This is a genomic window from Kitasatospora sp. NPDC001225, from assembly GCF_053597855.1.
This window is the reverse complement of sequence record NZ_JBSFJC010000048.1, coordinates 21,968-39,572: the sequence shown is the minus strand read 5'-3', so window position 1 is coordinate 39,572 and position 17,605 is coordinate 21,968. Positions and strand designations below refer to the sequence as shown.

At 74.9% G+C, this 17,605-nt stretch carries 19 protein-coding genes; 8 read left to right on the top strand and 11 right to left on the bottom strand.

Going from position 1 to position 17,605, the window contains the following annotated elements:
- Window positions 1-118 precede the first annotated feature (118 nt).
- Entirely contained in the window at window positions 119-955 is an 837-nt protein-coding gene (locus ACWDCZ_RS18750) for a uracil-DNA glycosylase (RefSeq protein WP_449816439.1), read from the top strand.
- Window positions 956-1,070: 115 nt separating this feature from the next.
- Here the strand turns inward: ACWDCZ_RS18750 and ACWDCZ_RS18745 are convergent, their stop codons facing one another.
- On the bottom strand, window positions 1,071-1,949 hold the full coding sequence (locus ACWDCZ_RS18745; protein ID WP_449816438.1) for a CHAD domain-containing protein: 879 nt from the start codon (window positions 1,947-1,949) through the stop codon (window positions 1,071-1,073).
- A gap of 167 nt (window positions 1,950-2,116) precedes the next feature.
- On the opposite strand from ACWDCZ_RS18745, the gene ACWDCZ_RS18740 reads away from it, so the two are divergent.
- The 3 genes from ACWDCZ_RS18740 (at window position 2,117) to ACWDCZ_RS18730 (ending at window position 4,511) form a co-directional block, all read left to right on the top strand.
- Window positions 2,117-2,791, top strand: coding sequence for a hypothetical protein (locus ACWDCZ_RS18740; protein ID WP_074005178.1), 675 nt, complete (start codon window positions 2,117-2,119; stop codon window positions 2,789-2,791).
- 153 nt (window positions 2,792-2,944) lie between these two features.
- Window positions 2,945-3,748 (top strand): DsbA family protein, encoded by an 804-nt coding sequence (locus tag ACWDCZ_RS18735; RefSeq protein ID WP_049659252.1) that lies wholly within the window; start codon window positions 2,945-2,947, stop codon window positions 3,746-3,748.
- A 106-nt stretch (window positions 3,749-3,854) separates the two neighbouring features.
- Window positions 3,855-4,511 (top strand): vitamin K epoxide reductase family protein, encoded by a 657-nt coding sequence (locus ACWDCZ_RS18730; RefSeq protein ID WP_387976345.1) that lies wholly within the window; start codon window positions 3,855-3,857, stop codon window positions 4,509-4,511.
- 7 nt (window positions 4,512-4,518) lie between these two features.
- On the opposite strand, the gene ACWDCZ_RS18725 is transcribed toward ACWDCZ_RS18730, so the two are convergent.
- From ACWDCZ_RS18725 to ACWDCZ_RS18710, 4 genes are all read right to left on the bottom strand, one after another.
- On the bottom strand, window positions 4,519-5,019 hold the full coding sequence (locus ACWDCZ_RS18725; protein ID WP_375874888.1) for an NUDIX domain-containing protein: 501 nt from the start codon (window positions 5,017-5,019) through the stop codon (window positions 4,519-4,521).
- 99 nt (window positions 5,020-5,118) lie between these two features.
- Window positions 5,119-6,207, bottom strand: a complete 1,089-nt coding sequence (locus ACWDCZ_RS18720; protein WP_449816437.1) for a serine hydrolase domain-containing protein — start codon at window positions 6,205-6,207, stop codon at window positions 5,119-5,121.
- Between the two features lie 48 nt (window positions 6,208-6,255).
- Complete coding sequence (locus ACWDCZ_RS18715; RefSeq protein WP_049660050.1) at window positions 6,256-6,771, bottom strand: GNAT family N-acetyltransferase; 516 nt, start codon at window positions 6,769-6,771, stop codon at window positions 6,256-6,258.
- Between the two features lie 24 nt (window positions 6,772-6,795).
- A complete protein-coding gene (locus ACWDCZ_RS18710; RefSeq protein ID WP_049660049.1) occupies window positions 6,796-7,212 on the bottom strand; it encodes an ankyrin repeat domain-containing protein in 417 nt (138 codons plus the stop codon).
- A 398-nt stretch (window positions 7,213-7,610) separates the two neighbouring features.
- Between ACWDCZ_RS18710 and ACWDCZ_RS18705 the strand changes: the two genes are divergently transcribed.
- The 3 genes from ACWDCZ_RS18705 to ACWDCZ_RS18695 all read left to right on the top strand — a co-directional run bounded on the left by ACWDCZ_RS18705 (window position 7,611) and on the right by ACWDCZ_RS18695 (window position 10,222).
- Window positions 7,611-7,805 carry a hypothetical protein gene (locus ACWDCZ_RS18705; RefSeq protein WP_049660046.1) on the top strand — a complete coding sequence of 65 codons (195 nt, stop codon included), beginning with the start codon at window positions 7,611-7,613 and terminating at the stop codon, window positions 7,803-7,805.
- A 114-nt stretch (window positions 7,806-7,919) separates the two neighbouring features.
- Window positions 7,920-9,536 (top strand): hypothetical protein, encoded by a 1,617-nt coding sequence (locus ACWDCZ_RS18700; protein ID WP_449816436.1) that lies wholly within the window; start codon window positions 7,920-7,922, stop codon window positions 9,534-9,536.
- A 311-nt stretch (window positions 9,537-9,847) separates the two neighbouring features.
- Window positions 9,848-10,222, top strand: coding sequence for an RNA polymerase-binding protein RbpA (locus ACWDCZ_RS18695; protein WP_049655293.1), 375 nt, complete (start codon window positions 9,848-9,850; stop codon window positions 10,220-10,222).
- Between the two features lie 193 nt (window positions 10,223-10,415).
- Here the strand turns inward: ACWDCZ_RS18695 and fxsA are convergent, their stop codons facing one another.
- The 5 genes from fxsA to ACWDCZ_RS18670 form a co-directional block, all read right to left on the bottom strand.
- Window positions 10,416-10,994, bottom strand: coding sequence for an FxsA family membrane protein (gene fxsA / locus ACWDCZ_RS18690; protein ID WP_074005174.1), 579 nt, complete (start codon window positions 10,992-10,994; stop codon window positions 10,416-10,418).
- A gap of 55 nt (window positions 10,995-11,049) precedes the next feature.
- Window positions 11,050-12,696, bottom strand: a complete 1,647-nt coding sequence (lnt, locus tag ACWDCZ_RS18685; protein ID WP_449816435.1) for an apolipoprotein N-acyltransferase — start codon at window positions 12,694-12,696, stop codon at window positions 11,050-11,052.
- Between the two features lie 95 nt (window positions 12,697-12,791).
- Complete coding sequence (locus ACWDCZ_RS18680) at window positions 12,792-13,244, bottom strand: twin-arginine translocation pathway signal protein (protein ID WP_074005172.1); 453 nt, start codon at window positions 13,242-13,244, stop codon at window positions 12,792-12,794.
- 42 nt (window positions 13,245-13,286) lie between these two features.
- On the bottom strand, window positions 13,287-14,894 hold the full coding sequence (locus tag ACWDCZ_RS18675) for an amidohydrolase (protein ID WP_449816434.1): 1,608 nt from the start codon (window positions 14,892-14,894) through the stop codon (window positions 13,287-13,289).
- A 31-nt stretch (window positions 14,895-14,925) separates the two neighbouring features.
- Window positions 14,926-15,366: an Lrp/AsnC family transcriptional regulator gene (locus tag ACWDCZ_RS18670; protein ID WP_045694655.1), complete on the bottom strand. Its 441-nt coding sequence runs from the start codon at window positions 15,364-15,366 to the stop codon at window positions 14,926-14,928.
- A gap of 229 nt (window positions 15,367-15,595) precedes the next feature.
- Here ACWDCZ_RS18670 and ACWDCZ_RS18665 point away from each other — a divergent pair, with 229 nt between their 5' ends.
- Window positions 15,596-16,117 (top strand): hypothetical protein, encoded by a 522-nt coding sequence (locus ACWDCZ_RS18665; RefSeq protein WP_181970507.1) that lies wholly within the window; start codon window positions 15,596-15,598, stop codon window positions 16,115-16,117.
- A gap of 130 nt (window positions 16,118-16,247) precedes the next feature.
- Here the strand turns inward: ACWDCZ_RS18665 and ACWDCZ_RS18660 are convergent, their stop codons facing one another.
- Entirely contained in the window at window positions 16,248-17,411 is a 1,164-nt protein-coding gene (locus ACWDCZ_RS18660) for an acyl-CoA dehydrogenase family protein (protein ID WP_074005169.1), read from the bottom strand.
- Window positions 17,412-17,605: the final 194 nt, after the last annotated feature.

The following is a 17,605-nucleotide window of genomic DNA, read 5'->3' as shown; positions in this document are numbered from 1 at the left end:
GGCGTCTCCGGCCGCCGCCGACCCGGACCGGCCGGGGACCGCCGGAGCAACTGATTCCACGCTACGCCTGCCCGGACGACGCCGGTACGAACGTCCGATTGCCCCTAGGATCTCGACCATGCCGACCGAGGCCGCGCCCTCCTCCCCCGCCGACGAGCCCTCCCACCTGGCGTCCGATCCGGCCTCCGACCAGGCCGCCGACGACCCCGAGCACCCCCGGCACCCCGCCGAGGCGGCCGCCCGGGCCGCCGGACTCGCCGCGCTGGACCGCGTCGTCACCGGCTGCCGGGCCTGCCCGCGCCTGGTCGCGTGGCGCGAGGAGACCGCCCGCACCAAGCGCCGCGCCTACCAGGACCAGGACTACTGGGCCCGTCCCATCCCCGGCTTCGGCCCGCCGGACGCCCCGCTCGTCCTGGTCGGCCTCGCCCCCGCCGCCCACGGCGCCAACCGCACCGGCCGGATCTTCACCGGCGACCCCTCCGGCGACCTGCTCTACGCCGCCCTGTACCAGCTCGGGCTCGCCAACCGCCCCGAGTCCGTCCGCTACGGCGACGGCCTGGAACTGTCCGGCGTCCGGATCACCGACCCGGTCCGCTGCGCCCCACCGGACAACAAGCCCAGCACCGCGGAACGCGACACCTGCCGCCCCTGGATCACCCGGGAGCTGGAGCTGATGCGCCCCACCGTACGCACCGTCGTCGCCCTCGGCGGCTTCGCCTGGCAGGCGATGCTGCCGGTGATCGCGGACGCCGGCTGGCGGCTCCCCCGCCCCCGCCCCGCCTTCGGCCACGCCGCCGTGGCCGCCTTCCCGGCCCGCGACGGCGGCCCGGACCTGCGGATGTACGGCTGCTACCACGTGAGCCCGCGCAACACGAACACCGGCCGGCTGACCACCGCGATGCTCCGGGAGCTGCTGCGCGAAGCCGCCCGCTCGGCGGGGCTCGACCCCCGGTAGGGCGCGGCGGAACGGGCCGGTCGGTCGAACCGGCGGGTGGCCGTGATCCCGCCGGCCACCGGCAGCGTGACGCCCGCGACGTACAAGGCCCGGTCGCCCAGCGGCCAGGCCGCCGCTACCCGAAGCGGGCCAGCTTCCGCCTGCCCGCCGGCCGCCAGACCTCCGGCAGCCGGTGCCGGGCGGCCTCCTCCGCGGCCAGCTGGCGGCCGTAGAGGACGCCGTAGCCGAAGGGCTCGCCGCCGCTCGCCGCGTGGGCGGCGAGGGTGCTCGCGGCGACCACCGCGTCCTGGTGCTCACCCAGCACCTCCTGGACGGCCTTCATCCGCTGGGCGTAGCGCTCGGCCCGGGCGCCGACGGCCGGGGCGGCGGTCTCGCCTGCGTACCGGGCGCGCTTGGCCGCCTTGCGGGCCGCGTGGAGGGCGAGGTCCCGTTCCCCGGGGGCGGCGGCGAGGGCGGCGCGGACGCGTTCGGCGGTGCGGTCCTGTTCGCGGGCGGCGATCCGGGAGAGCTCCGGGACGGCGCCGCGGGCGGCGCGCGGGAGCAGCGGCGGGTCGGCGAGGAGGGTGGCGAGGGCCTCGCCGAGGGCCCGGCGGCGGGGGCTGTCGAGGGCGGCGACGACCTCCGGCCAGATCTGCCGGTACTCGGCCTCGCCCCACCGCTCCAGCGCGGCGGCGACCCGCTGCGGCCCGCATTCGGCGGGCAGCTCGCGGGCCTCGGCGCCGAGCCGTTCGGCCAGCACCTCGCGGTCCCGCGCCCCGCCGAGCGCGGCGGCGAGCCAGCGCAGCTCGGCGACCAGCTCGTCGGTGGCGCCGGGGGCGAACAGCCGCCGGAAGGTCCGCAGGGCGCTGCGCAGCCGCCGGCAGGCGACCCGCATCCGGTGCACGGCGTCCGGTTCGTCGGCCCGGACGGCCTCGTCCAGGCCGGCCAGCACCACGGCCTGCGCCTCGATGCGGGCCAGCAGCACCTGTCCCACCGTGGTCTCGGGTTTCGCCATGCGCGCTCGCCCCCTCGTCGGGTCAGCGGGAACGCCTTCCAGGCTAATGCGGCCGCGGCTGCTGTCGACCCGACGGGCGACCTCGCAGGCTACTGAGCGCGCGTCAGCCGGACCAGGGACCTACGGGCCCTCGTGCCGGACGCGGAGGCCATGGCATACTCCGGAGCGTGACGACCTCCTCCCATGCGACCAGGGCCCTACGGGCCGCGGTGTTCACCGCGCTCGCCGTGCCGATGGCCGCGTTGGGCCAGGTGGTCATCACGGGCCGTCCGCTGCCGCTGTCGCTGGTGGCCACGGCCGGTGCCGTCGTCTTCCTGGTCGCGACCGTGCTGGCCGGCGGGGAGCGGCGGTTGCTGCACATCTCCGGCGTGATGGTGCCGGTCGAGCTGCTGCTCAACACCACGTTCAACCTGGGCCAGGCCGGCTGTTCGCCGGTGCTGGCCGGTCAGGTGCCCGCACGCGGGGTGAACCTGCTGGTCTGTGGCGGCGGTTCGGTGGACGGCTCGCTGCTGAGCGGCCCGCTGGGGCACACCGCCCAGTTGGCGCCCGCCGCGACCCAGCTGCTGCTCCTGCTGGTGCACCTGGTGATCGCGCTGGCGGCCTCCGCCTGGCTGCGGATGGGCGACGCCGCCCTGTCCGGCCTGGCCCGGGCGCTGCGCGCGCTGAGCGAGTCGCTGGCCGGCCCGCTGCGCGCCCTGGTCGTCCTGCTGCTCCCGGCCCCGGTCCGTCCGGTGCTGCGGGTGCCGCTGCCGGTGTCGGACCGTCCGCGGCCGCGCCGCGAGGACGTGGTGCTGAGCCCGGCGCCCCGGCGCGGCCCGCCCGCCTTCGCGCCTGCCTGCTGATCTCCGGCCTCATCTGATCATCCCCGTACCCGCCCGAAACGGGCCCGGTACGCCCGCAGGCAGTGCGCACGACTCCCGCGTTCACCGACCCCGCCGCAGCAGCTGCGGCTTCCCGCGCGCACCCGCGCGCCGCGTACAGGAGTTGACTCCCCCGTGTCCCAGGACAAGAACAAGAAGCGCATCAGTGCCCGCGAGCGGATCCAGGAGGCGCAGCGCCGCGAGCAGCAGGCCGCCAAGCGCCGTCAGCGGATCGTCGTGACGGTCTCCGCCGTCGTCGTGCTGGCCCTCGCGGGCGGTGTCGCCGTGGCGGTCAACTCGGCCTCGGACAAGAACGACAAGTCCTCCGCCGCCGCGTCGGCGCCGCTGGTCACCCCGGCCAACGCCTCCGGCCCGAACGGCACGGTGATCACCTACGGCAAGGCCGACGCCCCGCACACCATGGCGGTCTACGAGGACTTCCGCTGCCCGGTCTGCAAGCACTTCGAGGCGGCGAACGGCGAGACCGTCAAGAAGCTCACCGAGGACGGCCAGATCAAGGTGGAGTTCCACCTGGCGGCCTTCCTGGACAAGAGCCTCGGCGGCAAGGGCTCGCGCACCGCGCTGGCCGCCGTCGGCGCCGCGCTGAACGAGGGCGTGGACCAGTTCAAGGCGTTCCACGACGTGCTGTACGCCAACCAGCCGGACGAGCGCGAGGACGGCTTCGGCGACGTCAACCACATCCTGGACCTGGCCGGCCAGGTGCCCGGGCTGAAGACGGACGCCTTCGTGAAGGCGGTGACCGACAAGACCTACGCCCCGTGGGCGGCCAAGGTCGCCGACGCGTTCAACGACAGCGGCGTGACCGGCACTCCGACCGTCAAGGTGGACGGCAAGCAGATCACCCTGTTCGCCGGGAACGCCGTGGTCCCGCCGGAGCAGTTCACCGCGCAGGTGAAGCAGGCCGCCGGCCTCCAGTAGGCCGCGCCCCCGCCCCCGCGCACCACCGCACCGTACGGCACCACCCGGCCCGGCCGAACTCCCGGCCGGGCCGGCTCCTCCCAGCCAGCCACCGGAGTGTGCTGCCATGTCCGCTGCTACCACCGTGCCCCCGTCCCGCTCCGCTCCCGACGACGCCGCCCGGGCCGGGGCCCCGATCGGCGCGAGCCGGGCCTACGCCTTCCTGCTGTTCCTCGGCGGTCTGGTCGGGCTGGCCGCCTCGGCGGTCCTGACCTTCGACAAGCTCCGCATCCTGGAGAACCCCTCCTACGTCCCCAACTGCAACATCAACCCGGTGATCAGCTGCGGTTCGGTGATGCGCACCGAGCAGGCGGAGGTCTTCGGCTTCCCGAACCCGCTGCTCGGGCTGGCCGCCTTCGGCGCGCTGGCGGCGATCGGTGCGGGGCTGCTCGCCGGTGCGGCGTACCGGCGCTGGTTCTGGCTGGGGCTGAACGCGGGCACCGCGGTGGGCGTGGGGTTCGCGCACTGGCTGATCTACCAGGCGCTGTACGACATCGGCGCGCTCTGCCCGTACTGCATGGTGGTGTGGGCGACGGTGGTGGCGCTGTTCTGGTACACCACGCTGCACAACCTGCGCTCGGGCGTGATCCCGGTGGGCCCGCGGCTGGGCGTGGTCGTCCGGGAGGCGGCGCGCTACCACTGGGCGCTGCCGGTGCTGTGGGCGGCGGTGATCGCGCTGCTGGTCCTCAACCGGTTCTGGTACTACTGGAGCACGCTCCTCTGACCGTCCGTCACCCCACGTACCCGTCCGAGTGCAGCAGCGTGGCGGCGCCCGTCCGCCGGGCCTCCAGGGCCCCGGTGAGCCGGCGCGCCGCACCGGGCTGCAGCAGGACGGCCGCCTGGGCCGGGGTGAAGTACCCGTGGTCGGCGATCTCCTCGACCTGCGCCCGGACCACCGACCCGGCCGCGACCGTCCCGCCGTCGAACATGAACTGCACGGCGGGGTGGGCGTGTTCGCCCTGGTCGGGGATGGCGTCGCGCCACTCCACGACGAGCAGCCGCAGCGGCCCGGCCAACAGCCCCGTCTCCTCGTACAGTTCGCGGGCGGCGCACTCGGCGGGCCCCTCCCCCGGGTCCATCCCGCCGCCGGGGAACTGCCACTGGTCGCGGTAACTGGCCTTCAGCAGCAGGACCTTGCCCGCCTCGTCGGTGAGCAGCACGCTGCACCCGACGTAGGCGCGCACCATCCCGGCGAGCCACTCCTCCTCCGAGAGTGCCCAGGTGTCCGTCATCGCGCCTCCTCCGCCGCCGTCGGGGACAATCTGCCGCGATCCCCGCCCGCCAAACGGCTGTTCGCGCCGAATCCACCCGAATGAGTGCCGGGGGCGGCCTCAGCCGAAGACGGCCCGCCGGAAGGCGTTGCGCAGCTCGGTGAGCCGCTGGATGTCCCGGTCGTAGTGCACCTTGTTGGTGAGCAGCAGGGCCCAGCGGCCGAGCCGCCGGGAGACCCAGAAGCCGGTGCCGGTGAAGCCGTAGTGGACGAAGGTGCCCTCGGCCGGTCCGGTACCGGGGGCGCACAGCCAGGACAGGCCGCGGGCGGGGGCGAGGCCGCCGGTCTGCTCGCGCAGCGACTCCTCGATCCACGCCCCGCCCCAGGGCAGCCCGGGCGGCGGGGCGAGCAGCGCGGTGAGGAAGCGGGCGAGGTCGCGGGCGGTGGAGAAGGCCCCGGCGTTGCCGGAGACCCCGCCGAGCAGCCGGGCCGAGGGGTCGTGGACGACGCCGCACAGGTGGGCGCCAGCGCCCTGCTCGTACTCGGTGGGCGCGGTGCGGGCGGCGAGCGCGGCGCCGAGCGGACCGTAGCGGGTGTCGGCCATCCCGAGCGGCCGCCAGGCCCACTGCTCGGCGAGCCGGTCCAGCGGCGCCCCGCCGAGGTCCTCGACCAGGTAGCTGAGCAGCACGGCGGCCCGGTCGGTGTACTCGACGGCCGCGCCCGGCGGCCGGTGCGACGGGGCGGCGAGGACCCCGGCCCGGATCGCCGACGGGTCGCGCCCGTAGAGCTGCTCGAAGCGGGTGTACGGGAGCATCCCGGCGGTGTGGGCCAGGAGTTGACGGACCGTCACCGCTCCGGCGGGGTGCCCGGCGGCGGGCGGCCACCAGGCGCCGAGCGGCTCGTCCAGCGGCAGCCGTCCGGACTGCCGCAGCACCCCGGCGCAGGGCCAGAGCGCGACCACCTTGGTGAGGCTGGCGAGGTCGTACAGGGTGTCCGGCCCGGGCCTCAGCCGCGCGTACGGCCCCTGCCCGAGCGCGCCGTGACCGCCGCCGCCGAGCGCGCCGCCGGCGTCGCCGACGGCCCAGACGGCGCCCGCCCCGACGGTGCGCGCGCCGTCCTCGACCAGCCGGTCCAGCTCCCCGCCGGGCGCGGCCAGGCCGGGGAGCCGGTCGGCTCCGGGTGCGTCGGGTCCAGTCGCTCGGTGGCTCATCCGTCCCCCTCCTCGGGCCGACGGGAGCCTTCCCCGCGCGGCCGCGGCTCAGACCGCCGGAGCGAGTTCCTTGCCGAGGCAGACGCTCTGCGGGTGGTCCTTGTAGATGCCGAACTTCCGGATCGCGGCGTAGCCCTCGGACTGGTACAGCGCGATCGCCTCGGGCTGCTCGGTGCCGGTCTCCAGGATGAAGCGGGTGCGCCCGGCCTCGACCGCGGTCCGCTCCAGGCGGCGCAGCACCGCGCGGGCCAGGCCGCGGCCACGGGCGTCGGGGACCACGAACATCCGCTTCAGCTCGGCGTCACCGTCGCGCAGGCCGTCCGGGCCGGCCTGCTTGGCCCGCCAGCCGCCGCAGCCGACCGGCCGGCCGTCCAGGTAGGCGATCATGAACAGGCCGGCCGGCGCCTCGAAGTCCTCGGGGTGCAGGACGGTCTCGTCCGGGTCGCCGTAGCGGCGCACGTACTCCTGCTGCACCTCCGCCGACAGGGCCTGGGCGTCGGGGTGGGCGTAGCCGGTGACACGGAACTCGACGGTGCCGGTGTCCTGGGCGGTGCTGGTGCTCATGGTGAAAAAGCCTACGATCCCCGCTCAGCGGACCTCGAACCGGGCGACCAGCTCGTCCTTGCCGAACATCCGGGCGGTGTCCACGGCGCTCGGGACGCCGGCCCGGGGGTCGGCGCCGCCGGCCAGCAGCACGTCGAGCACGTCCGTGGCGCCCTTGAAGACGGCACCGGCCAGCGGGGTCTGGCCGCGGTCGTTGGCGCGGTTCGGGTCGGCGCCGTACCGGAGCAGCTCCGCGACGGTGGCGGCGTGGCCGTGGTACGCGGCGAGCATCACCAGGGTGTCGCCGCGGTCGTTGGTGAGGTCGGCCGGGGCACCGGCCCCCAGGTAGGCGGACAGGGTGTCCGTCTCCCCGGCCCGGGCGGCGTCGAAGAGCTTCCCGGCGAGCGCGATCACCTCGGCGTCGGGGGCGTCGGCGGGCTGCTGGCTGGCGGCGTCGGTCATGGCGGGCGGCCTTTCCGGTCGGGTCGTCGGGCGGTCTCGGGGCTGCGCCCAGGGCACGGTAGCGGCCGGTGCCGCGACGGGCCAGCGGACGTCCGGGATCCGGATGACGGCCCGCACCCGCCACGACACGCGACCGCACGCGTTGCGCAGCCATTCGAGCGAACTTCCGGGACCCCCCGGAAACTTCCCACCCGCCGCCCGGGAATGCCTGGGCGCACCGAATCCCCGCGCGGCCCGGCCCCCACCCCGGCCGGTGCGCATACCGCCACCCGGCCGCCGGAACGGTATTGAACGGCAGAACCACCCATTTGCACCGTTCCATCATCTATTACTTTTTGTCACGATTAGTGCACTTTCCGTAACACCCCTGCTTGTCCCCACTTCCTGAGGAGCGGAACGTGATCCTCTCGATTTCCGGCATCGTCCTGTTCGGCACCATCGCCTTTCTCTTCTTCCGCCGGGACGGACTAAAGGTCTCCCACGCCATCGTCTGCGCCCTCTTCGGCTTCTACATCGCCGGCTCCTCGATCGCGCCGAGCATCACCGCGGGCGGCGCGAGCCTCGCCAGCCTGCTCAGCGGCATCAGGTTCTAGCCGCCACCTCCTCCCCCGCCGTACCGGCCCGGGCGCGGATCCCACACCGCCCCCGGGCCCCGTCGTTCCCCACCGCGCCCACCCCACCCGTCCCACCGCCCGGGGAGTCAAGGAATGCCGCTCCACCGCCACCTCAGCAAGGGCCGCACGATCGCCCGGACCGCCGGGGACCACGCCTCCGACATGTTCGCCCCGCTCTCCGTCATCGGCCGCGGCCTGCGCCACCACGTCGACTGGGCCAGGTCCCGCTGGCAGGAGACCCCCAAGGAGCGCCGCGGCCCGACGCTGTTCCTGACCGCCGCCCTGCTGATCGGCGTCTACCTGCTGCCGCACGGCCTGCTGTTCGCCCTGATCGCCCTGATGGCCAGCGCCGCCTGGGCCGGCCGGGCCCCCAAGGCGGCGCCCGCACCGCCCGCGCCGGACGCCGCCGACGTCAAGCTCGCCGCCCTCTACGCGGCGCTCACCCCGTACCTGTGCGGCCCCGAGGACGCCAACCCGCTGTACCACTTCGAGGGCGCCTACAAGAGCGCCTTCAGCGCGTGGGAGTTCGACCGCGAGGGCCGGCTCTCCCGGCTGGAAATGAGCTACCCCGCGTACTTCACCGACACCGAGCCGTCCTCCCGGGCCCGGATCGAGCAGGTGGTACAGGGCAAGGCCGGCCGGGCCCGCGAGTACCGCTTCGACTGGGACGAGGAGTCCAACCGGCTGCGGATCACCGCGCTCGCCCCGCTGCCCACCGACATCGCCGCCCAGCGCTTCGTGGCCGCCCCCGGCGAGATCGTGCTGGGCTTCACCGACGAGGACGGCACCGCCCGCACCATCCCGGTCACCCGGGGCGGCACCACCGTCCAGCAGCCGCCGGTGGTCTGGCGCACCGGCCCGCGCTCCTCCGAGCCGCACCTGCTGGTGCTCGGCGTCACCGGCTACGGCACCTCCAGCCTGCTGCGCTCGGTCGCCCTCCAGGCGCTCCCGTACGCGGACCTGGTGGTGGTCGACGGCGCGGGTACCGGCGAGCACGCCTGCCTGGTGAACCGGCCCGGCGTGCACACCGTGGAGACCAGCCTGCACGGCGCGCTGGCCGCCCTGGACTGGGCCGTCGGCGAGACCGAGCGCCGGCTCGCCGCGCTCAACGCCGCCCGGCACGCCGGCACCGCCCCGCCCGAGGACGTCACCCGGCCGCTGTGGCTGCTGCTGGACCACCCGACCGAGCTGAGCGAGCTCGCCCAGGCCGAGGGCCGCCCCGACCCGCAGGACCTGCTGGAGCTCCCGCTGCGGCACGGCCGGGCCGCCCGGGTCACCGTGGTGGTCGCCGACGACCTCGCCGCCCGGGACCGGCTCACCGCCACCGTCCGCACCACCACCCGGGCCCGGGTGGTGCTCGGCCCGGCCGGCCCCGACGAGGGGCGCGACGCGCTCGGCGCGCCGCTGGACATCGTGCCCGCCTCCCACGCCCCGGTCGGCCGCGGCTACGCCCGGATCGGCAACGGCGCCCCGCTCCGCCTCCAGGTGCCCGCCACCGTCGACCCGCTGGACGACGAGGCCCCGGCCCCGCTGCGGGACGCGGTGATCGCGCTGCTGCCGCACCGGGACAGCCGCACCGAGGCGGCCGCCGCCGCACCGCCCCGCCCGGACCGCCCGCCGGTCGTCCCCGCCGCCGAACCGGCCGCGCCGGCCCGTCCGGTCGACCTGGCCAAGGGCGAGCCGATGATCCGTTCACGGCCGATCTCCTGACGGCCGGGCCGGGCCCGTCCCCCGGGCCGGTTCCCCGGCCCTCGACCGGGGGCGGCGACCACCGCCGAATCCCGTCCCGGTACGCTCGTCACGGAAAGTCCGCACGATCACCAGATGTGAAATACGTGACACCTGGGGTGATATCACCGGCCAGATGTGACAAATCGGGCGCAGGTGGGTACAAACAGGGGCGGCACTACAGACGACGCATGTCCCGGGACGGGAATCTTCGTCGGAAGCCGAGCGTTGACCGAACGACGAAGAACAGCGACCACTAGTCCTGTGGGCCATAAGCCCGGGAGGCACGATTCATGAGCGAGCGAGCTCTCCGCGGCACGCGACTCGGGGCCACTAGCTACGAGACCGACCGTGGTATCGATCTGGCTCCCCGCCAGACCGTCGAGTACGCATGTCAGAACGGACACCGTTTCGAGGTTCCTTTCTCGGTCGAGGCCGAGATCCCCGCGACCTGGGAATGCCGCTTCTGTGGACAGGAGGCGGCGCTTCTCGACGGCGACGAGCCGGAAGAGAAGAAGATCAAGCCGACGCGCACCCATTGGGACATGCTGATGGAGCGCCGGACGCGCGAGGAGCTGGAGGAGGTGCTGGCCGAACGGCTGGCCGTGCTCCGCTCCGGCGGGATGAACCTCGCGGTACACCCGCGAGACACCCGTAAGAGCGCCTGACACCTCGCTCCCGCCCCGTGCGGGAGGACGCGAAAAGGGACCCTGGTCACCAGGGTCCCTTTCGCGTTGTCCGGGCGTGGTCCGCATGGTCCGCGTGGTCCGCGCGACGGGCCGTTCGGGTGTCGTCCGCGCGACGAGCCCCCGAGGGGCGGGGTGTCCGCCTCTCGGGGGCTCGTACGTCATGACGGTCCGGTCAGCCGGCGATCGGCGGGCGGTAGGTGGTGTCCGGGCCCTGCGGGCCGCGCGGGCCGTCCTCCGGGTCCACGACCTCGCCCTGGACCACCTTGCCGTCCGGGCGGTGGATGCGCAGCTGCTCCTGGAGCCGCATCGCGTCCGCGAACGGGTCGGCCCCGGCGGCGGAGGTGCTGCGCAGCGCCTTGTCCGCGGCCCGGCGCCCGACCGCCCGCCACAGCGCCCGGGTGGGCGGGAAGAGCAGGGTCAGGGCCACCAGGTCCGTCAGGAAGCCGGGGACGATCAGCAGCAGGCCGGCCAGCACGGTCATGCTGGTGCCGGTCTGCGGCTGCTGGGACTGCGGGTTCTTGCTCTGCTCGATCGCCGCCGACAGCGCCTTCAGCCCGGCCCGCTTGATCAGCGAGCCGCCGATCAGGACGCCCGCGACGAGCAGCAGCACGACGGTGAGGCCGCCCAGCCAGGAGCCGACCTGGACCAGCAGCCAGATCTCCAGCACCAGCCAGGCGGTGATCAGCAGCGGCAGCACCCGGCGGAGCCTGCTACGCGGGGCCGGACGGGTGGGGGTAGCTTGCTGGGTCACGGTACGAATCCACTCCAAGCGGTGCTCTGCGCGCCGCACGGGAGGTCCGGGCCGGCTACGGCACCACCTGGTCCAACGATTCCTGCCCGGCCGGTGTTCCGGACGGGGCCTTCCGGCGGCGGCCGACCAGCACCGCCGCGCCGCAGGCCAGCAGGCCGCCGACGGCCAGCGTCCACTCGGGGGCGGCGCCGACCCGGTCGGCCACCGTGGTGCCGTCGCGCAGCGGGACGGTGGCCGACAGCTCGGCCGCGGTCAGCTCCTCGGTGCGCTGCCGGACGCCGCCGTCCGGGCCGATCACCGCGCTGATGCCGCTGGTGGCGGCGATCAGCACCGCCCGGCCGTGCTCGACGGCCCGCAGCCGGCTCATCGCCAGCTGCTGCTCGGGCTGGCCGGTCTTGGCGTAGGTCGCGTTGTTGGTCTGGACGACCAGGACCCGGGCGCCGCTGTCCACGGTGTCGCGGACGATCTCGTCGTACGCGACCTCGAAGCAGATCACGTCGCCGATCCGGGCCGGGCCGAGCTGCATCACGCCGTTGTGGTCGCCGGGGTAGAAGTCCCGGGCGACCCGCTGGAGGCGGGTGATCACCTTCATCAGCTGGGCGCGGAAGGGCACGTACTCGCCGAACGGGACGGGGTGCTGCTTGGTGTAGGAGGCGCCGGGGCCGGTGACCGGGTCCCAGACGATGCCCTCGTTCTGGACGTGCTGCGCGTCCGGGCCGTCCACCAGGGTGCCGACCAGGGTGGGCACGCCGACCGCCTTCACGGCCTCGTCGATCCGCTGGCGGGCCAGCGGGTCGCTGAACGGGTCGAGGTCGGAGGAGTTCTCCGGCCAGATCACGATGTCGGGGCGCTCGACCTTGCCGGCCCTGATGTCGGCGGCGAGCCGCTCGGTGGCCGCGGCGTGGTTGTTGAGGACCATCATCGGGCGGCCCAGGAAGTCCATGCCCGGGTTGGGCACGTTGCCCTGGACGATGGCGACCTTGACGGTGTCGTCGGCGGCCGTGGGCACCGGGACGAGGTAGCCGGCCAGCAGCGCGGCCACCGCCCCGAGCGCCGCCAGCGCGGCCGCCTTCGGGGCCCTGCCGGGCCCGCGCAGCCGCAGGGCGGCCCAGGCCAGCAGGGCGCCCGACAGGGCGACCGCGAAGGTCACCAGCGGCGCGCCGCCGAGCGCGGCCAGCGGGGTGTACGGGGTGGCGGTGTTGGCGAAGGCGAGCCGGCCCCAGGGGAAGCCGCCGAGCGGCAGCCGGTCGCGGGCCCACTCCTGGGTGATCCACAGGCAGGCCGTCCAGAGCGGCCAGCCGGGCAGCCGGGAGGTGACGGCCAGGGCGCCGCCGAGCACGGCCAGGAACAGCGCCTCCACGACCGACAGGCCGATCGTGGCGTCCCAGCCGACCACCCGCAGCCAGCTGAGCAGCATCAGGAAGAACGGCAGGCCGAACGCGAAGCCCGTCCACAGGCCCTGGCGGAAGGTGCGGCCCCGGGTGAGCAGCGACAGCGCGGCGACGCCGAGCAGCGACAGCGGCCACAGGTCGTACGGCGGGAAGGCGAGGGCCAGCAGCAGGCCGGCCAGGGCGGCGAGGCCGGTGCGCGGGAGGCCGGCGCGGACCTTGGCGAGCGCACGGGCTCCGCGGCTCGCCCGGGGCGCCGGCTCCTGCGGCTCGGGGACGGCCTCGGGCCGTTCCTGGGTGACGGGAGTGGCCACCGGCGCACCATCTTCCTGGGGCTTGCTGTTCGGACGCTGTGCGAAGAAGGTACCCCGGAAGGTCGGAGGCCCGTGAGGTCAGGGTGGTAGCGGGGTCAGCGCGGGGTGTAGCGGACCTCCCGCAGCGGCCAGTGCCCGGTGAGCCAGTCGGAGACGGCGCGGTACAGCGGGGCGTCCAGGTGGGCGCGGTCGGCCCGGACCCAGGAGCTGACCGAGACCGCGGACGGGTCCTCGCGGTCCGGGTAGATGTAGACGCAGCCGATGACCTCGTCGCGGTCCGGCTCCAGGACGGTGTAGGTGAAGCCGGTGCGGGCCTCGAAGTCGGCGGCGTGCCGGCGCAGGTCGTCGAGGTTCCGCTCCGGCGGCATCCCGTCGGCGGGCGGCCAGCCGCGGCCGGCCCAGCCGGGGGTGGCGCGGATGTGGGCGATGGAGCCCGTCCAGGCGGCGTGGTCGGAGGCGTTGTGCCGCTCGCCCAGGGGTTCCAGGCGGAACTCCGGGGCGAGCAGCTCGCGCGGGACGGTGAAGTCGGCGGGTACCAGGTCGGTCATGGTGATCAACCTAGGAGGCGACGGCCCGCCGATCCACGGGGTTTACCGCTGGTACACCGTGCGGCCGCGGACGACGGTGCGCAGGCAGGTCGGCAGCGGGTGGCCCGGGGTGAGGTCGGGCAGGCCGGGGGTGCCGGAGCGCGGGTCGGTGGACCAGCCGGCCACCCGGGAGTCGGGGGCCTGGACGACCAGCTCGCCGGCCGCCCAGATCGCGTAGCTGGCGACCGCGCCGGGGACCAGCACGCCGTCCTGGTCCCGGCCGACGGCGCGCCAGCCGCCCCGGGTGTGGGCGGTGAAGGCGGCCCGCACCGAGATCCGGTGGTCCAGGGTCCGGTGGAAGGCCGCCGCGCGGACGGTGCCCCAGGGGTCGAGCGGGGTGACCGGGGCGTCCGAGCCGAAGGCCAGCGGGACGCCGGCCCGCAGCAGCGCGGCGAAGGGGTTGAGGGCGGCCGCGCGCTCGGCGCCCAGGCGCTGGACGTACATGCCCTCGGGCCCGCCCCAGGCGGCGTCGAAGGCGGGCTGGACGGAGGCGGTCAGGCCGAGTTCGGCGAAGGCGGCGACGGCCTCGTCGTCCAGGGCCTCGGCGTGCTCGACGCGGTGGCGCAGGGCCTTGACCCGGTCGGCGCCGACCCGGGCGCCGGCCTCCCGGACGCCCTCGATCACGGCGGCCACGGCCGCGTCGCCGATCGCGTGGAACCCGGCCTGGAGCCCGGCCCCGGTGCAGGCGGCGACGTGGTCGGCGACCTGCCCGGCGGTCAGGTAGGCGGTGCCGGTGTGCCCGGCGTCCGCGTACGGGGCGTGCAGGCAGGCGGTGTGCGAGCCGAGCGCGCCGTCCACGAAGAGGTCGCCGCCGGCGCCCACCGCACCGAGCCGGCGGGCGGTCTCGACACCGCCCAACTCGCCCCAGTAGCCGAAGACTTCGGGCCCCTCACCGGCGGCGGCGAGAGCCAGCAGGGCGGCCAGGTCGGCCTCCGAGGAGATCTCCGGGCCGGCGCACTCGTGCAGGGCGCCGATGCCGAGCTCGGCGGCGCGGGCCAGGGTGGCCCGCTGGGCGCGGCGGCGCTGCTCGGGGGTCAGCCGGGCCAGCGCGGTCCGCCGCACGACGTGGTGGGCGCCCCTGGTGAGCGGGCCCTCGGGGTCGAAGCCGGGCGCCTCGGCCAGGCCCTCGGTGAGGTCGCGCAGCGCCGTGGTGGCGAGGGCGGAGTGCACGTCGGTGCGGGAGAGGTAGAGGGCGGCGCCGCGGGCGGCGGCGTCGAGCTCGGCGAGCGTGGGCGGGCGGCCCTCGGGCCAGCCGCTCTCGTCCCAGCCGTGGCCGATCAGCACCCCGCCGGGCTCGGGCCGGGCGTCGACGAAGGCGGTGACGGCGGCCAGGGCGGCGGCCAGCGAGGGGCTGCCGGTGAGGTCGAGGCCGGTGAGCGCCAGGCCGGTGGCGGTGGCGTGCACGTGGGCGTCCACGAAGGCGGGGGTGACCAGGGCGCCGTCCAGCTCGACGATCTCGTCGGCGGTCGCGGCGTACGCCTCGGCGGCGCCGTCGCTGCCGACCCAGGCGACGTGCCCGCCCTCCACGAGCATCGCGGTGGCGAAGGGGTCGGCGGGGCTGTAGACGGCGCCGCCGCGCAGCAGGACGGTCCGGGGAGTGCGTTCGGTCATGCGGCCTAGTCTGCACCCCGCCCGTTCGCGGTCAGAGCTTCGGGGGTCGTGCCTCGTACGGGGTGGACAGGACGACGGTGGTGCGGGTGGAGACGCCGGCGGCGCTGCGGATGCGGGCCAGCAGGTCCTCCAGGTCGCCGGGGGCGCCGACGCGGACCTTGAGTATGTAGTTCTCGTCCCCGGCGACGCTGTGGCAGGCCTCGATCTCGGGCAGGCCGGCCAGCCGTTCGGGGGTGTCGTCCGGGGCGCTCGGGTCGAAGGGTTTGACCGAGATGAACGCGGTCAGCGCCAGGTCGACGGCGTCGGGGTCGATGATCGCGGTGTAGCCGCGGATCACCCCGCGCTGCTCGAGGCGGCGCACCCGCTGGTGCACCGCCGAGGTGGACAGGCCGGTGGCCTTGCCCAGGTCCGTGTAGCTCATCCGGCCGTCTTCGAGGAGCAGCTGGACAATGCGTTGGTCGAGATCCTCCACAGTGCGCAAACCTACCCGGTCGGGAGCACGGGGGGCGCACGCGGTGGCACGGGGAGGGATCGCAGGTACCGGGCGGGCACATGCCGGGCGAATGTGGCGTCCGGTGTGGCCAAGGACACACCCGGTGCATCACGGTGCACGGGACCGCAGGGTTATGAGTCCTGATCACAGGGAAGTGCTGGTTGTGGCCCTGGACGACCACGCCGGGCCCGATCCTAGGGGGATCCTCATGCCTGCTACTGACCAGCGTGTGCTGGGCGCCGACGAGACCGACGATATGACCGACCGCGAGGACCTCGCGGTCGATTACATGCCGGGCACCGACCCCGGCGAGGCGGAGAACTGGGACATCTTCCGGGTCGACTGCCCCGAGTGCCGCCGCCCGATCGCCCTGGTGGCGGACGAGGACCGGCTGCCGCAGCACGCGCTGCTGCCGACCGCCTGGAACCCCTTCGCCCCCGCGATCTGCCCGGGCTCGGGCACCCCGACGGACGACCTGGCCGAGGTCGAGGCCCCGGAGGACGCCGAACCGGCCCGGATCGACGCGCTGTTCAAGCTCCCGACCGGGCTGGACTGGCGCACCCAGCCGTTCTCGCACGCCGTCGCGCACCGCCCGGTGCGGCTCGCCGCGGTCGGCCAGGCCGCTCCGACCGCGCCCGCCGCCCCGACGGTCGCGACGATGCGGGCCGCCATCCCCGAGCAGCGCCGCCGTCGTCCGGCGCTGACCGCCCGTACCGCCAAGGCGAGCTGACGCTCCGCCGGGAACGCCTCCGGCCGTCACTCCGCACCCTGGAGTGACGGCCGGAGGCCGTGAGGGAGCCGGGCCTGTCCGGTGGGTTTTGTCGGACCCGGCAAGGACCCGCCGGACAGGCCCTGGGCCGTCAGGCCTTCGTGAGGTGGCGGCCGATCACCAGGCGCTGGATCTGGTTGGTGCCCTCGACGATCTGCAGCACCTTGGCCTCGCGCATGTAGCGCTCGGCCGGGAAGTCCTGGGTGTAGCCGTAGCCGCCGAGCACCTGGACGGCGTCGGTGGTCACCCGCATCACCGCGTCGGTGCAGAACAGCTTGGCCATCGCCGCCTCCTTGGAGAACGGGCGGCCGGCGTCCCGCAGCCGGGCGGCGGAGAGGTAGAGCGAACGGCCGGCCTCGATCTGGGTGGCCATGTCGGCGAGCATGAAGGACAGGCCCTGGAACTCGGCGATCGGGCGGCCGAACTGGCGCCGGGTGCGGGCGTAGTCGACGGCGAGGTCGAGCGCGGCCTGGGCCACCCCTATCGCACAGGCGGCGATGCCGAGGCGGCCGGAGTCCAGCGCGGCGAGCGCGATCTGGAAGCCCTGCCCCTCCTCGCCGACCAGCCGCTCGCGGGGCACCCGGGCGCCGTCGAAGTGCAGCTGCGCGGTCGGCGAGGACCACATGCCCATCTTGCGCTCCGGCGGGGCCGCGGACAGGCCCTGCTGGGTGCCGGGGACCAGCAGGCAGCTGATGCCCTTGGGGCCGTCGACGCCGGTGCGCACCAGGGCGCTGTAGAAGTCGGCCTGGCCGCCGTGGGTGATCCAGGCCTTGGTGCCGTTCACCACGTACGTGTCGCCGTCGAGGTCGGCGCGGGTGCGCAGCGCGGCCGCGTCGGAGCCGGACTGCGGCTCGGAGAGGCAGTAGGCGCCGAGCTGCTCGCCGGAGAGCATGGCGGGCAGCCACGTCTCGCGCTGCTCGTCGGTGCCGAAGGTGGCCAGCGCGTGGCAGGAGAGGGTGTGCACGCTGACGCCGAGGCCGACGGCCAGCCAGCCGGCCGCGAGCTCCTCCAGCACCTGCAGGTACACCTCGTAGGGCTGGTCGCCGCCGCCGTACTTCTCGTCGTACGGGAGGGAGAGCAGGCCGGCTTCGCCGAGGGTGCGGAAGACCTCCCGCGGGAAGCGGCCGGCGGCCTCGTCCTCCGCCGCGCGCGGCTGGAGCTCGCGCTGGACCAGGTCCCGGGTGAGGCCCAGCAGCTCGCGGGCCTCCTCGGTGGGCAGCTGGCGCTCCACGGCTTTCACAGGGGAGGGGGTCATGGCGGTGGTCGCCTCCTCGATCGGGGCGCGGGACCGAGGTGTCGGCCGGTCCGGCGTGGGTGTGGCTGGTCGGACCGACCGGCACCGGGTTGCGGTGAACGGCCGTTCACAGTCGTGGCGAAGGCGAGTATGCCCGAAACCCGCGCTGCCGTCACGACCTGCACATATGAACTGGACGCAGTGGCGGGCTACGG

Excerpts from the sequence above, each read along its gene's own strand:
- ACWDCZ_RS18745 (WP_449816438.1), bottom strand. The coding sequence starts at position 1,949 with ATGGCGAAACCCGAGACCACGGTGGGACAGGTGCTGCTGGCCCGCATC.
- ACWDCZ_RS18700 (WP_449816436.1), top strand. The coding sequence starts at position 7,920 with ATGCCGCTCCACCGCCACCTCAGCAAGGGCCGCACGATCGCCCGGACC.
- ACWDCZ_RS18720 (WP_449816437.1), bottom strand. The coding sequence starts at position 6,207 with ATGAGCCACCGAGCGACTGGACCCGACGCACCCGGAGCCGACCGGCTC.
- ACWDCZ_RS18725 (WP_375874888.1), bottom strand. The coding sequence starts at position 5,019 with ATGACGGACACCTGGGCACTCTCGGAGGAGGAGTGGCTCGCCGGGATG.
- ACWDCZ_RS18675 (WP_449816434.1), bottom strand. The coding sequence starts at position 14,894 with ATGACCGAACGCACTCCCCGGACCGTCCTGCTGCGCGGCGGCGCCGTC.
- ACWDCZ_RS18715 (WP_049660050.1), bottom strand. The coding sequence starts at position 6,771 with ATGAGCACCAGCACCGCCCAGGACACCGGCACCGTCGAGTTCCGTGTC.
- ACWDCZ_RS18680 (WP_074005172.1), bottom strand. The coding sequence starts at position 13,244 with ATGACCGACCTGGTACCCGCCGACTTCACCGTCCCGCGCGAGCTGCTC.
- ACWDCZ_RS18660 (WP_074005169.1), bottom strand. The coding sequence starts at position 17,411 with ATGACCCCCTCCCCTGTGAAAGCCGTGGAGCGCCAGCTGCCCACCGAG.
- ACWDCZ_RS18750 (WP_449816439.1), top strand. The coding sequence starts at position 119 with ATGCCGACCGAGGCCGCGCCCTCCTCCCCCGCCGACGAGCCCTCCCAC.
- ACWDCZ_RS18665 (WP_181970507.1), top strand. The coding sequence starts at position 15,596 with ATGCCTGCTACTGACCAGCGTGTGCTGGGCGCCGACGAGACCGACGAT.
- ACWDCZ_RS18730 (WP_387976345.1), top strand. The coding sequence starts at position 3,855 with ATGTCCGCTGCTACCACCGTGCCCCCGTCCCGCTCCGCTCCCGACGAC.
- ACWDCZ_RS18695 (WP_049655293.1), top strand. The coding sequence starts at position 9,848 with ATGAGCGAGCGAGCTCTCCGCGGCACGCGACTCGGGGCCACTAGCTAC.
- ACWDCZ_RS18710 (WP_049660049.1), bottom strand. The coding sequence starts at position 7,212 with ATGACCGACGCCGCCAGCCAGCAGCCCGCCGACGCCCCCGACGCCGAG.